Source organism: Aliarcobacter thereius LMG 24486, from assembly GCF_004214815.1.
Classification (GTDB): Bacteria; Campylobacterota; Campylobacteria; order Campylobacterales; family Arcobacteraceae; genus Aliarcobacter; species Aliarcobacter thereius.
The window spans coordinates 1,389,379-1,403,885 of record NZ_CP035926.1; the positions used below are offsets into that span (position 1 = coordinate 1,389,379).

The window sequence follows — 14,507 nt, forward strand, 5'->3', positions numbered from 1 at the left end:
ATTATTTTTTATTATAAAGGAGTTAAATAAATTATGATATTAAAAAAAGAAGAAGAAGAAAAACTTTTTAAACAAATGTTACAACGAGTTCACGTTGTAACTGGGATAAGTTTTTCTTTACTTATGTATATAGCAGTATTTTTTGGAATTTTTGCTATTTTGCTTCCTTATATTCAAGTTTGGGAAAAGCCTTCACGACATTTTAAAATGGCAGATATAACAACAATTAACTATGGAGCGATGATAGACCCAGTTTTAGCAGATAAAGAATATCCAAAAGTAAATCCAATTACTATTACATTTCCAGGATATATGAATGATCCTGCATTAAAAATAAGCACACAATTTGTAAAAACAAAAATATTTAATCCAAATACTTTAGAAGAAGTAGAAAATGAAGGTGATTTATCAGAACTTGCTTGGTTTTTAAATACTATGCACTATGGAAGACCTTTTAAAGATTTTGGTCTTTTAACTTTTGGTTTTATGGCTGTTGGAGTTATGTTTTTGGTGATTGGTGGAGTATATTTAGTATTTAAAATAAATTATAAAAACAATGCCCGAACCAAAGCTAGTAAATTCTCAAAATGGCATAGAAAGATATTTATTTGGGTATTTGCACCTTTTATAATAATTACTCTAACAGGAGCTCTTTTAAATATAGGTTATAAAGGTTCAGCACCAATGACTTATATTGCTTCAAAAGGAGATACTCATGAAATTTGGGACTTAACAGGTCCTGTTTTATTTCCTCAACAAGAAAGATTAGAATTAAAAAACAATCTTGTGCAAATGCTTCCTATAAACGAACTTCTTAAAATTGCAAAAGATATAGCACCTCAAATTGATTTTCAAAGAGTTAGAATAACAAATTGGAATGATAGTAGTGCAATAGCAAAATTTGAAGGATACAATCCATATATGCCTTTTTTAAATGGTATTTCAAACAAACCATATCTTACTTTAAGTGGTGCTGATGGTAGTTTAATTCATCAACAAAAAGTTTTGGATAAGCATTGGAGTGGAATTTTTTACGATAGTATATATTTCTTACACTTTTTATTTGGTGTTGATACATTTACTAGGTTTTTTATTCTTACTCTAATGACTTTTGCTATATTTGCAATAGGTTTTGGAAACTTATTATATTTAGAGAAAAAATCAAGAAAATTCTCAAATGAAAATAATATTTATCAAGGATATGGGAAATTATCATTAGCAGTTATGATTGGGGTAATTCCTGCTACTGGATTATTGTTTGTTTTACAATGGTTATTACCATTTCATTTAGAAGATAGAGTTTTAATTCAAAAAGGTCTATTTGCAACTTTTTGGATAGCAACTTTAACTTGGAGTTTTTATAGATTAAACTCTTATAAAACAGCAAAAGAGTTTTTATATATTGGTGGAGTTTTATTTATTCTTAGCCCTATAATTCACTTTATAAATAGTGGGTTTACTCCTATTGAATTGTATTCTTCAAAACTTTATACGATTTTGTCAGTTGATATTGCACTATTTATTTTTGGTTTAATTTTATTAATACTTGCAAAAAAACTACCAACAAGAAAATATGATATTGATAAATTTTTATTAAAAGGTAAAGAATGAAACAGTATATAAATAATCTAAAAATAGTAGAAAAAAGTGGTAAAAAAATAGGATTATTTAGAACTATTTGTTCTATATTTGGTGGACTTCTTCTTGCATATTTAGGAATGACTCTTTTAGTATTTATTATTCCTGGAAGTGCTGGAGAATCTATTGTTGTTCCATTATTATTAAATACTTTTGCTTGGGCAAGTGTTGCACTTTGGATATCTTTATCAAAATCAAAATATATAGCACTATTAAGATGCACTATTCCAAGCTTAATATTTTCAATAATTTTAATAATACTTTATAACATTTAAGGAGAAATAATATGTTAAAAAAAATATTTATACTTTTTGCTTTAGTAGGAAACTTATTTGCTCATGATGAGTTAATATTAGAAATAGTAGATAATAAAAATAACACAATTACAATAATTGGAAATGAAGAGCATAATCAAGGTTTAGCAGGAGCTTTAATAAGAATTGAGTCTTTAATAAGTGGTGATGTTTTATTTAAACAAAGACTTCCTAAAGAGAGTAAATTGACTATTGATATTCCAAAAGAGCCATATCAAGTTGTTCTTGATGCAGAGTTTGAAGTTTTAGTGGAAAAAGGTATTGCTCCACTAGAAGGTTTCAAAAAAGAACATATGATAAAAGCTGATGAAGTTTTAGCAAAACTATCAAAAGAAAAACACGATGAACATGAGTGGGATACTCTTACAATAATATTTTTTATTTTAGCACTCTTACTCTTTTTATTTACAATATTTCTTAGCAATAAAAATACGAATAAAATTATAGAAAATATAAGAAAATAGTTTTAAAAGAAGAAAATAGTATTTCTTCTTTCTATTTATAAATATAACTTGTGTTAAAATCCGCCCTTTAAACTATATTTTAAAGGTATTTTGTGTCTATTTTTGCTTTACAATTTTTAGCTGGTGGTTTTCTTGATGAAGATTTAATTCATTTTAATAAAAACTTTGATGATTGGTGTGTTCAGTTTAAAACTTATGAAGATGCTATGAAAACACTCAAAACATTGGATAAACAAGATTCTATTGATATTGTAGAGATAACTCCTCTTTCTTATCCAAAATATTTTTTTAAATCTATTCAAGGTACAGTTTATACTACAAGACAAATTGAAGATAAAATTATTTGTGTTGTTGAGCCATTTATTGGTTCTAGTTTTAGAATTCTAATATGTGATTTAAAAACAAAAAATATCAAACAAACAAAAACTTTGTATAAAACTATTCCAAGTGTTGAAGCTGCTTTTGCAAACTTTAAAGAAGAGCTCAAAGAGTTTTAAAACTCTTTGAATATATTTTACTAAAAACCTTGTTTATCTAAATCTTCATAAGCACTACAAGCATCTTCAAGTCCATTATTACAAGCTTTTTTATACCATTGTTTAGCTAGAGTTTTATCCTCTTTTACACCTTCAGCATTTTCATACATAATTCCTAAATTAAACTCTGCACTATTGTATTTTTGTGCTGCTGCTTTTTCCCACCAATACTTAGCTTTTTCATAATCTTGTTTAGTAGCAATTCCCTCAACATATATAAGCCCTAAATTATATTGAGAATCAGCATCTCCACGATTTGCTGCTTTTTCATATAGTTCTATAGCTTTTTCATAGTTTTTTGCTACACCTTTTCCATCATAGTAAAAAAGTCCTAAATAAAATTGAGCATTTATATCTCCACTTTTTTCTAACTCTTCAAATAGTTTAAATGCTTTATCATAATCAGCTTTTGCAAAAGCATCAAATGCATCATCAAAGCTTGTCCCAAATACTAAATTTACAAACAAACTTAAACTTATTAATAGTTTTTTCATATTATTCCTTTAATTACATAATTTATTTAAAAAAATAAAAGGCTGGAATTCTACAATTTAACTCATAAAAGAAAATTAAATAAAAGGTAGAGAATTCTAACATCTAGCATAAAACCTTCATTTGTAGATGCTTATTTAAAATGAAAATACTACAACCACCCATTTTAATACCCAAAAATAAGTTTTATTTGTAGTTTATAAATGATTATTTAAAAAGAAGTATATCAAAAAAGTAAAGTATTTAGAACTTTACTTTCTATCTACTAAAAGACTTTTTTCTGCTTCTTCGATATTAAATACAGTTATTTTTGGAGTTATCTTTTTAGGTGTTATTCTTCCTTGTTTGGCAAAAAGCCACACCGTAGATAAACCTATTCCTAAATGCTTTGCCAAGTCTTTTGCTCTCATATATTTTGGTGTTTGTTTCTCAAGTTCTTTCATTATCTGCACCCCTCATAATCTATAATTTTTTGTAAAGTGTTTGAATTATCAATCATCATTAAACCTATGCTCTCTATAAATTCTTGCACATTGCTTTAAACTTCAATAATATCTTTTTCTCTAAAATCAAACATTGGTGTATTTATTGCAAATTCTTTTAATAAATATCCCATAGATTTTAATTTTAAATTTGTATTTAAAACTTCTAAGAACATCTTGTCATAATCTTTTTTTAATACTTCCAGCTCTTTTGTTACTTTTTCTAAATCTTTTTTTTCATTCATTTCTATTCTCCTTTAATTTATTTTTTTGGTACTACTATGTATTTTCTTATTTTACATATTAGTATTTAATTATTTAGCAGAGTCAAAAGTGCCATTTTATGGTAACTAGAGAGTTTTATCGGCTACTTTTTTAGAACCTACGGCTACTTTTTTAGAAGCTTTTTTACTCTATCGGCTACTTTTTTAGAACCTACGGCTACTTTTTTAGAAGCTTTTTTACTCTATCGGCTACTTTTTTAGAACTTGTGGCTACTTTTTTAGTATCTAAATAGAGTTAAATATTTTTGTATCTAGCTCTTTGTTTATTTCCTGCAAATCACTATCAAAATTTAAAGTCCCTTGTAAAAATTTTTGATAAAGTTTTTGTTCATATTTCAAAGGGTCTTTTATATTTTCGGCTCTTGCAATACTTCTTTTTATTTGTTCTTGAGCTATTTGTTTGTGTTTACTTGAAATTTGAAGATTTTTTTTATAATTTTCTTTAAAATTACTTCTTATCCTATCACTATTTTTAAATATAGTGATTCTCAAGCTTTTAACAGCTCTATTTGCTTTAATCTCTTCATATTCAAAGAATATATCAAACTTGGTTTTTAATTCGTTTTTAGCCACTTCTAAAACTTTTCCCTTAAAGTTTTTATATAGCTTGTAACTACTAGGCACTTCAAAAACTCTTTTTTTGTTGTTATAACTACTTGTAAACTTATTTACTAACTCATCTACACTTATCTCAATATTGCTATATTTTGGGTTTTTGTAAGTTTCATAAAGGCTTGAGTTGTACTCTAACCACTCATAAAACCTAAGTGTATAAACACTTTCAAATTTAGAATATTGCTCTAGCTTGAGTTTTGTAAAATTGTTTTTAAGCTGTAAATAGTGTGATTTTAAAGAACTATGAAAACTAAACTCTAAAATATCATTTGCCTTATCAAGTTTAAAATGACTTAAAAATGTCGTGTACTCTTCTACTTTCTCACTATTTTGTAAGCAAACCATAGTTGTAAGAAGTTGTTTTAAACTCTCACTTAACCAGTTTATATTTTTTCTTTCTATTTCTAAAAAATCTAAAATTACTGGAATTCTTACACTATAAGTAAAAAAGTCTTTATCATAAGCATTTATAAGGCTACTAACAAAGGCTATAAATCTAGCTTGAGTTAAAGTAATATTATATTTACTATTGATTAGATTATTCGATTTGTATATCAAATCTTTACTCTCTTTTTTACTTATTCGTACTAATTCCATTTTAAAATCTTAAATAGCTATAAAGTCTTAACTTGACTTGAAACTATAAAATCAGCAATAGCACTTTTTGGGTACAAAATTCTTCTTTTACCAAGTCTTAAATAAGATGGTCCAAAACTTTCTCTTCTCCATATCTCAAGCTGAGTTATAGAAACTTTTAAATACTTTGATAGCTCTTTAGTATTTAACCAGTTTTTATTTTCTGAATTCATAGTAATAAGCTCTTCTAAAATACTTTCTTTTATTTCTGTAATATTCATTTTTATTTCTCCTTTTTTTGATTATTTATGTAAATAAATGTAAGTTTATGTAATATCTGATATACTAATTGTTACTATTTTGCTTTAACAGTGCAATTTAAAAGAATAATACATAAAAATAAGTATATTTGAGTAATTATAAGTATTAATATATTAAATATTACTTAAATATATGTATAATTACTTAAAAAAGGTTTTAAATGAATAATTTTTCTAATTTTTATGATAAGTTACTTAATTTTTATAATGTAACCAGTTTGCAAAGTCTAAGTAATGAAACAGGGATTCCAGTTTCTACAATTTCAAGCATTAAACAAAGAGAATCAATAACTGCATTAAAGAAGAAATGCCGTGAACTTGGTATTTATAATGAGATTTTTGGAGATTTAAACTCAACAATCATTAATCAAGGTAATAATTCAAGAGCAGCTGGAAGAGATTATATAAAAAATTCTAATGATAAAAAACAAGAAGATATGTTTGATGATATTACTATTGGATTAATTAAAAAAGCTATTGAAAAATTTGGAAGTGAAGAAGAATTCCAATTCCAGTTTATGAATTTTTTAAGAGATAAGTAGTGCAAACAACAATTAATCAAGGTAATAATTCAAGGGTAGCGGTAAGAGATTATTATGAAAATTGTAATTTTACAATTAATAAACTCCAAGAACTAAATAATCTACTAGAATTTCAAAAAGTAAAACAAAAAGAGATTATAAATAAATTTGAAAAACCAATACCAATAAAAATTAATTTTAAACCTAGTAAAAAAATCATCATTTTTTTTATGCTAACTATTTTTATTTCTTTAATATCTTTTTTTTATACTATTACTTATTTAACTTTTATCTCTTTTTTTTGTTCATTATTAGTTTTTATATATGCTCTATTAGTAAAAAAAAATCTAAAAATAGTAGAAAATAAACTTATTTTTAGTGAGTATTCAATAATTTTCAAATATAAGAAATATATTGAAATTTATTTAAAAGATATAGCAGACTTCAAAAAAGAAGATGAAATTAATAAAAATAATGAAATTATAGGAGTATGGTTTTTAATTTATTCTAAAAAAGAAGCATATCCAATGGTAGTTTTTAGTTCAAAGGATTATCATCATATTAATCATTTAACGGATTTACTTAATATTACTAAAGAAATGAATTATTTAGAAGAATTAATAAAAATTGAAAAATCTAAAACTCCAGATAATGAAAAGGTAGTATAAAAATTTTATACCCCTATTAAAAAAAGATACGGGGTATAGTTTTAAAATATTGACAACTATTTTTAATTCTTGTATAATTTCACCGTTAAGAAAATGCACAAAATAATTTTTTAAGTGGGCTGATAATCCACAAAGTCGTGTAAAGGTAGAGCTTTTTAGCTTTACCTTTTTTTTTGCGGGTAGTGTAGCAATTTAAAGGGTGGGAGCGACTTTAAAAGGATTATTGTGAATTTTCTTATAGTGGTAATAGTTTTAATATGTATAGTACTTATTACTAAAGCATATTAAATAAAAAGGATAGGACTTATCACCCTATCCTGTTACCACTACTCATTAAATCATCTTTTAAACTTTTCTTTTCTTAATCATCTTGTCTAATTCTTCTGTAATCATTTTATTTTGTGCTACAAGATATTTAACTTCTGGAAGTAGATTTTCTCTATTTGCTAAATCTCTTTCTATCCATCTGCTAGGATGCTCTCCACTATTATAAGCTTTTAGTATTTGATTTATATTTGATGATAAGTTTGCAATAGCTTGTCTTGTTCTCATAGTATCTATTCTTAATTTTTCAAGCTGCTCTATTTCATTTACATAATCTTCTGATAAACTAGACTTTAACATTTCTCTTGCAAATGTAGAAATATTTTTATATCCATTATCAAAAGCTTTTTTAGTAAACAAAGCTTTATCTTCTTCTGTAACATTAAACTTTATATATTTATTCATACTTTTATTTTCGGAGTTTAAATCAAATGTATTTAATTGGCTTCTATATATTTCTGAAAAATCTTTTTTCATTTTAGCTCTAAAAAATTCTGAAAAAGTTTTATATCCTTCTTTTTTTGCTATCTTAAAAAGCTCTTCTTTCTCTACTTCACTATTTAATCTTACTTCAATTCTTATACTTTTCATTTAATTCCTTTTTTGAATTATATCATTAAAGAAATTAAAACCGTACAATAAGAACCAATACCCCGTATCCTGCCTCTCTTAATTATTCAATTTTTTCTACAAATCAACAAATTTGGAGAAAAAACAGCTTTTTTGAGGTAACTATCTCATTTTTATAGGTAACTATTTGATTTTGCAAGGTAACTATTATGGTTTTGTAGGTAATTAATTCATTTTATATGGTAACTAGCTTTTTTTGTGCTTGTTTCTCTTTTTTATCTGTTTAGGGGAAAATCAAAGATTTTCAACAAACTAATATTTAGTTAAAATTTATAAATCCTTAATATATTAAATTTTTGTTGTTATTTTTTCCACTCGGCTACGCCTTATATTACTTTTTTAAAAAAAAGTAATACAAAAAAAACAGATTTAATCCTTTAGGCTTAAAATATAATCACTCCAAAAATCCATTAAAGGTTTAAGCCTTTCAAAATAATCAGCTTTATTGTTATATGCTCTTACTACTTGATTATTTTCTTGATGGTCTAAAGCTCTCTCTTTTACTTCAAAACTAAACTTATTATCAATATCTAAAGTATCAATTAAACTTCTAAATGTTCCTCTAAAGCCGTGCAACCTTTGTTTTTTTCCTTTTCTCTCATCGTTGTAGCCCATTCTTTTTAAAGCCATATTAGGACTTTCATTATTTAAAGGATTTCTATTATCAGAACCTAAGAAAACCCATTCTTGATGACTTGTAAATATTCTTTGGTCATTTAATATATTTATTACTTCATCACTCAAAGGTATTTTAAAATCTTCTAAGTTTTTATTTTTTACTTTCATAAGTTCTCTTGGAATTGTTAAAGATTTTTCTTCAAAATTTATATACTTCCATTTTAAATTACAAAGATTTTCAGCTCTTAAAGGTATATGTAAAACGAATTTTAAAGCATTTCTAATAGAATGCATACCTCTATAATTATAAATATCTTCTACTAATTCCTTTAATATCTTTTCATCTGTAATTTTAGAAAAATGTTTGACTTCTTGTTTTTGTAAATAAAATCTACTCTCATCTTTTGAATTACTAAAAAGATTTTTTGTTAAATATTCTTTAAATATTGCATAGTTAAATAATGCTCTTAAAAATGCAAATATTCTTGAAGCAACATTTGGAGCTTGTATCTCTTTTGTTTTAATAATTCTTACAATATCTTCTTTTGTTATTTCTCTTAAGTGTTTATCTTTTAAAAATGGATTTATATCTTTTTCAAAAATTCTCACTTTATTTTGATGAGTATTTGATTTTACTTTTTGACTTTCTAATTCTAACCACTCTGTAACAACATTTAAAAACATTCCTTTATTGTCCAATAATAACTCTTGATTTTTTTCTCTATTTTGCTCTATTGGGTCAATGCCTTTAGCTAATAGGTTTAAAAACTCATCTCTTTTATACCTTGCATTTTCCAAGCTTACAATTGGATAGCTTTTAAATGTAGTTACTCTTCTTTTTTGATTAAATGTATATCTAAATTCCCATATTTTATTACCATTTGATTTTATTCTAATTCTAAGACCTCCACCATCATTTAAAAAGAAATCCTTATCTTTTGATTTAATTTGTCTTATTTGAATATCTTTCAAAGTATTTATAGTAGCCATATTATCACCCTTTTATATCTTTTGGGTGGTGTTTTAAATTTATTGGGTGGTATTTTCTACTAACACCCATAAAAACACCCAAAAATATTTATATTTAAGTAGTTTATTATAGATTTACTTAGATTAAAGATTGTTTATAAGTGTTGATTTTTAGGGAGTTTTTAGACTATTTTGTATCAATTTGGAGTATCTATGGCGAGAAGGTAGAGGAATCGAACCTCTCTTGGCGTTTACACAAAAACCAACAGTCAGGGTTGAAGCCTGTGGTGCTCACCAGATACACATACCTTCCATAAAGGTTAAAATAGTATAATACTTCTCTTTAAATAAGCATTAAATCGTGTTTATCTTGCTTATATATAATTTTTAAAAGGTAAAAAATGTTACTAAAATCCATTCCAAAGGTTGATAAGTTTATCACAAACAAAGCTTTTGAAGGTTTAGCAAAATCTTTAATTTCAAAAATATCAAAAGAGCAAATTGCAAAATTAAGAACTGATATTTTAGAAAATAAAATAAAAAAAATAGATGAAAACCTACTTATAAATAGTGTTTTAAAAGAGTATGAAAACATCTCATCATCTTCACTAAAAACTCTTATAAATGCAACTGGAGTAATAGTTCATACAAACTTAGGAAGAAGTTTATTAGATAAAAGTAGTTTAGAAAAAGCAATAAATATCGCAAGTTCATACAACAATCTTGAATACAACTTAGAAAAAGGTCAAAGAGGTGAGAGATATGAACATATTACTAAAAGTTTAAAAGAGCTTTTAGGCTGTGAAGATGCTTTAGTTGTAAACAACAATGCAAGTGCTGTATTTCTTATTTTAAATACTTTTTGTAAAAATAAAGAAGTTATTGTAAGTCGTGGTGAGCTTGTTGAAATTGGTGGAAGTTTTAGAGTTCCTGAAGTTATGAGCCAAAGTGGTGCTATTTTAAAAGAGATTGGAACAACAAATAAAACTCATTTAAAAGATTACAAAAATGCAATAAATGAAAATAGTGCAATGCTTTTAAAAGTACATAAATCAAACTATGAAATAGTTGGTTTTTCAAGTGAAGTTAGCTTTGAAGATATTTCAAGTCTAGCAAAAGATCAAAATATTATTGATTATTATGATATGGGAAGTGGTCATATAAACGAACTTCCTTATAATTTAAGTAAAGATGAACCAAGCATAAAAGAGCTTATGAAATCAAATCCATCTTTGCTTAGCTTTTCAGGTGATAAACTTTTAGGAAGTGTTCAAGCTGGAATAATTGTAGGAAAAAAAGAGCTAATTAGTAAACTTAAACAAAATCAACTTTTAAGAATGCTAAGAGTTGATAAAATCACTCTTTCTATTTTAGAAGATACAATAAATTTATATATAAAAAATGATTTAGATAAAATCCCCACTTTGAAAATATTAAATACAAATTTAGAAGTACTTAAATCTAGAGCTTTAAATCTTCAAAAATCTTTAGAACATAGTTTAGAAACTAAAGTTTATGAGTCAAAAACCGTAGTTGGTGGTGGAACAACTCCAAATAAAACAATTCCAACTATTGTTTTAAGTCTAAATTATAAAGATTTTAAAGCAAATCAAATAGAAGAACTTTTAAGAGAAAACTTAATTATTTGTAGAATCGAAAATGACAAAGCAATTTTAGATTTTAGGACAATAAAAGAAGAAGATTTAGAAAAATTAGAAAAAAAACTAAAAGAGATTTTTAAAAATGGCTAATATAATAATTGGAACAGCAGGTCATATTGATCATGGAAAAACAGCTTTAATAAAAGCTCTTAATAGCTTTGAAGGCGATAGCACAAATGAAGAGAAACAAAGAGGAATAACTATTGATCTATCTTTTTCAAACTTAAGTTTTGGACAAAGGAATATTGCTTTTATAGATGTTCCTGGTCACGAAAAACTTATAAAAAATATGATTGCTGGTGCTTTTGGTTTTGATTATGTAATGCTTGTAATTAGTTCAAAAGAAGGAATTATGCCTCAAACTATTGAGCATATAGAGATTTTAAATCTTCTTGGAATAAAAAATATAATAGTTGTACTTACAAAAAAAGATTTAGTAGAAGATGAGTTTTTACAAGAGCAAGAAAAGAATATTTTAGAGTTTTTAAGCAAATATGATTTTGATATAAAATTTGTAAAAAAAGTATCTATTTTTGATGAAAAATCTATAAATGATTTAAAATCTGCACTTTTTACAATAAATAACAATCAAAAAGAGGAAGAAAATTTCTTCAGATTTTATATAGATAGAGTTTTTAGTGTAAAAGGTATTGGAACAGTTGTAACAGGAACTGTTCTTGGAAAAAGAATTGAGCTTGAAGAGAAAGTATTTTTACCCCATATTCAAAAAGAGACAAAAATAAAAAACATTCAAGTACATAATGAAAACTCTTTATTTGCAGATATTTCAAATAGAGCTGCTTTAAATCTTGCAAATATAGATAAAGAGCTTCTAAATAGAGGTGATATTATCACAAAGAAAGGATTTTTAAGAGGTTTTAACTCAATTGATATCAGTTTTAAAACTTTAAAAAACAAAGAACTAACTCATAATCAAATTTATACTTTATTTATTGGGGCAAAAAAACTAGAAGTAAAAGTTTTACTTTTTGATTCTGAATCAAGCCTTGAAAACGGTTTTGCAACAATTAAAGCAGATGAAAATATATATTCATTGTTTGGTGAAAAACTAATTTTAAGAAAACAAAATGAAACAATAGCTGGTGGAGTTGTTTTAAATCCAATTATTGATCCAATGAATAAAAATCAAAAATCAAAATTACTTGCAAAACTTTACAAAAATAGTTTTAAAGATGCTTTCAAAACTCTTTTAGAAGCACATAAAAAAGGTTTAGGAGTAATTTCTTCTACTCAAAGATTTGCTTTAAGCCATGAAGAAGCACTTAGTTTTGCAAGAAATTTAGATGATGTTTTTATAGATGAAAAAGAGTTAGTAATCTATCCAAACTCTACAAAAAAAGAGATAGAAAATTTTATAAAGAATATTTATAATAAAAACCAATATGCCCTGCTTTCTAGCTCTTCAATAGCACTTAGAATTCCTTGGGCTAGTATTTCTTTTATTCAAAATGCAATTGAGATTCTAATAGATGAAAATTTTTTAGTAAAAGATGGAAATCTATATAAAAGTGCAAATATAAAAGAGGATATTAAAAAAGATTTAGAAGATATTTTCTTAAAAAGATTAAAAGATGAAAATTTAAATCCAACTGCTCCTTATAATATCTATGATGAATTAGATATTGATAGAAAGCTAGGAGATGATATTTTAAAATCTTTAACAGCAAAAAAACAAGTAATAAGACTTCAACACAATCTTTTTATACATTTTGAAAGCTTAAATTCTATAATAAAATCTATGAGAGAAATCATCAAAGAAGATGGCTATATAGAGATTTCAAATCTAAAACAAAGATATGATTTAAGTAGAAAATATCTTGTAGCTTATTTGGATTATTTAGATAATTTTAGTGATATAAAAAAATTAGAAAACAGAAGAGTTTTTGCCTAGATGCAATTAACCAAAGAGCAGGAAACTATTGTAAATAGTTCTTTAAAATCCTTTAAAATAAATGCAGTTGCAGGAAGTGGAAAAACTACAACTCTTCTTTTGTATGCACAAAAAAATCCAGAGCTTAGGATTTTATATCTTGCATATAATAAATCTTTACAAATATCTATTTTGGATAAATTAAAAGAGTTTCAAGTTCCAAATCTTACAACTAGCACAATTCACTCTTTTATTTATAAAAGAACTAGAGCTTTAAATTATAATCTAACAAATGAGTTAAAAACAAATGTTCTTGATAGATTAATTTCATATTATGAGTTTGACACAAACAACAACTCATATTATGCTTCAAATGAATATCTAGCACTTCTAAGAGATTTAGTAAATTTTTATTGCAATAGTAGATTAAAAGAGCTTAATTTAAAACTTCTTGAAAACTTTATAAAGCAAAGTGATTTTATAGCAAAAACTTTAGAACTTTTAAATAAAAATGAAGAAAAACTTTTGGAGCATTTAAAAGTTGTTTTAAAAGCTATGAAAACTAGACAAATTGATGCTACTCATGATTTTTATCTAAAAATGTATTATCTAAGTAGTGCTTTTAATAAGTCTTTAGATTTTGATCTTATTTTAATTGATGAAGCACAAGATATAAGCGATGTAATGATTGCAATTGTTGAAGAGTTTAAAACAAATAAAATCTATGTTGGTGATAATTTTCAACAAATTTATAGCTTTAGATATGCAACAAATGCTTTAGCAAAAATTGATTTACCCTCTTATAATCTTACAATTAGTTTTAGATTTTCAGATTCATATGCTTCTTTTTTACAAAGATATTTAAACAAAGCATATAGTTTAAATCAAAGTCCTAATCTTAAAATAAGTGGAATTGATTGTGAAACAAATATTGGTCTTTCATATATTGATTTTTCAAAACAATTTTGTATAATTTCAAGAACATCTTTTGCACTAATAAGTCATCTTATAAAATATATTCAAGAGAAAAAAAAGATCTATTTTGAAGGTGGATATAGCTCTTATTCATTTATGAATCAAACTGTTTATTCAATATTTTATTTAAAAAATAGAAAAAATGAGAAAGTCACAGTCGAAGACCTAAAGCCTTTTTCTACAATTTATGAGCTTGAAACATTTGCAAAAGAGACAAAAAATCAGGAATATCTAAATATAATTAAATTTATAAATACTTATGGTGATAATATTTTTGAGATAAATAAAAAAGCAAAAGAGCTTGTAGTAAGTGCTAAAGAAGAAGCAGATGTTATATTTACAACAACTCACAAAGCAAAAGGAATGGAGTATGAACAAGTTATTATGACTGATGATTTTATTACAATAAAAGATATAACAAATCCAAAATCAAATCTTAGTTTTCTTAAAATAAAAGAAGAATTAAATATATTTTATGTTGCAGCAACAAGAGTTAAAAGCTCTATTGTTTTGGCATCTTTGGAGTAAG

The 14,507-nt window shown here is 25.2% G+C and carries 16 protein-coding genes and 1 tRNA gene; 9 read left to right on the forward strand and 8 right to left on the reverse strand.

Going from position 1 to position 14,507, the window contains the following annotated elements:
• Window positions 1–33 precede the first annotated feature (33 nt).
• From ATH_RS07200 to ATH_RS07215, 4 genes are all read left to right on the forward strand, one after another.
• Window positions 34–1,611: a PepSY-associated TM helix domain-containing protein gene (locus ATH_RS07200; protein WP_066181624.1), complete on the forward strand. Its 1,578-nt coding sequence runs from the start codon at window positions 34–36 to the stop codon at window positions 1,609–1,611.
• Window positions 1,608–1,913 (forward strand): hypothetical protein, encoded by a 306-nt coding sequence (locus tag ATH_RS07205; protein WP_066181619.1) that lies wholly within the window; start codon window positions 1,608–1,610, stop codon window positions 1,911–1,913. Before ATH_RS07200 ends, ATH_RS07205 begins: the two co-directional genes overlap by 4 nt.
• Before the next feature lie 11 nt (window positions 1,914–1,924).
• On the forward strand, window positions 1,925–2,416 hold the full coding sequence (locus tag ATH_RS07210; protein ID WP_066390173.1) for a hypothetical protein: 492 nt from the start codon (window positions 1,925–1,927) through the stop codon (window positions 2,414–2,416).
• Window positions 2,417–2,508: 92 nt separating this feature from the next.
• Window positions 2,509–2,913, forward strand: a complete 405-nt coding sequence (locus tag ATH_RS07215; RefSeq protein WP_066390171.1) for a hypothetical protein — start codon at window positions 2,509–2,511, stop codon at window positions 2,911–2,913.
• Window positions 2,914–2,933: 20 nt separating this feature from the next.
• Here the strand turns inward: ATH_RS07215 and ATH_RS07220 are convergent, their stop codons facing one another.
• The 5 genes from ATH_RS07220 to ATH_RS07240 form a co-directional block, all read right to left on the reverse strand.
• Complete coding sequence (locus ATH_RS07220) at window positions 2,934–3,446, reverse strand: tetratricopeptide repeat protein (RefSeq protein WP_066390169.1); 513 nt, start codon at window positions 3,444–3,446, stop codon at window positions 2,934–2,936.
• Between the two features lie 249 nt (window positions 3,447–3,695).
• Window positions 3,696–3,887 carry a helix-turn-helix transcriptional regulator gene (locus ATH_RS07225; RefSeq protein WP_066187557.1) on the reverse strand — a complete coding sequence of 64 codons (192 nt, stop codon included), beginning with the start codon at window positions 3,885–3,887 and terminating at the stop codon, window positions 3,696–3,698.
• Between the two features lie 95 nt (window positions 3,888–3,982).
• Window positions 3,983–4,171, reverse strand: a complete 189-nt coding sequence (locus tag ATH_RS07230; RefSeq protein ID WP_066187560.1) for a hypothetical protein — start codon at window positions 4,169–4,171, stop codon at window positions 3,983–3,985.
• Between the two features lie 264 nt (window positions 4,172–4,435).
• On the reverse strand, window positions 4,436–5,422 hold the full coding sequence (locus tag ATH_RS07235) for a replication initiation protein (RefSeq protein WP_066187565.1): 987 nt from the start codon (window positions 5,420–5,422) through the stop codon (window positions 4,436–4,438).
• A gap of 17 nt (window positions 5,423–5,439) precedes the next feature.
• Complete coding sequence (locus ATH_RS07240; RefSeq protein WP_066187567.1) at window positions 5,440–5,682, reverse strand: helix-turn-helix transcriptional regulator; 243 nt, start codon at window positions 5,680–5,682, stop codon at window positions 5,440–5,442.
• Window positions 5,683–5,939: 257 nt separating this feature from the next.
• On the opposite strand from ATH_RS07240, the gene ATH_RS07245 reads away from it, so the two are divergent.
• Together ATH_RS07245 and ATH_RS07250 are read left to right on the forward strand one after the other, a co-directional pair.
• Window positions 5,940–6,263: a hypothetical protein gene (locus tag ATH_RS07245; RefSeq protein ID WP_130234647.1), complete on the forward strand. Its 324-nt coding sequence runs from the start codon at window positions 5,940–5,942 to the stop codon at window positions 6,261–6,263.
• Complete coding sequence (locus ATH_RS07250) at window positions 6,263–6,910, forward strand: hypothetical protein (protein ID WP_066187572.1); 648 nt, start codon at window positions 6,263–6,265, stop codon at window positions 6,908–6,910. The genes ATH_RS07245 and ATH_RS07250 overlap by 1 nt, the downstream gene beginning before the upstream one ends.
• Window positions 6,911–7,255: 345 nt before the next feature.
• Here ATH_RS07250 and ATH_RS07255 read toward each other — a convergent pair whose 3' ends face one another.
• The 3 genes from ATH_RS07255 to ATH_RS09835 form a co-directional block, all read right to left on the reverse strand.
• Complete coding sequence (locus ATH_RS07255) at window positions 7,256–7,825, reverse strand: hypothetical protein (protein ID WP_066184613.1); 570 nt, start codon at window positions 7,823–7,825, stop codon at window positions 7,256–7,258.
• Window positions 7,826–8,233: 408 nt separating this feature from the next.
• A complete protein-coding gene (locus tag ATH_RS07260; protein ID WP_066185425.1) occupies window positions 8,234–9,472 on the reverse strand; it encodes a tyrosine-type recombinase/integrase in 1,239 nt (412 codons plus the stop codon).
• A gap of 193 nt (window positions 9,473–9,665) precedes the next feature.
• A tRNA-Sec gene (locus ATH_RS09835) sits at window positions 9,666–9,764 on the reverse strand.
• Between the two features lie 88 nt (window positions 9,765–9,852).
• Here ATH_RS09835 and selA point away from each other — a divergent pair.
• From selA to ATH_RS07275, 3 genes are read left to right on the forward strand one after another with little or no spacing between them, the layout of a single operon-like run.
• On the forward strand, window positions 9,853–11,202 hold the full coding sequence (gene selA / locus ATH_RS07265; RefSeq protein WP_066181608.1) for an L-seryl-tRNA(Sec) selenium transferase: 1,350 nt from the start codon (window positions 9,853–9,855) through the stop codon (window positions 11,200–11,202).
• Window positions 11,195–13,024: a selenocysteine-specific translation elongation factor gene (selB, locus tag ATH_RS07270; RefSeq protein WP_066181605.1), complete on the forward strand. Its 1,830-nt coding sequence runs from the start codon at window positions 11,195–11,197 to the stop codon at window positions 13,022–13,024. Before selA ends, selB begins: the two co-directional genes overlap by 8 nt.
• A complete protein-coding gene (locus ATH_RS07275) occupies window positions 13,025–14,506 on the forward strand; it encodes a UvrD-helicase domain-containing protein (RefSeq protein WP_066390167.1) in 1,482 nt (493 codons plus the stop codon). It begins immediately after the preceding gene.
• The last annotated feature ends 1 nt before the right edge of the window (window position 14,507 follow it).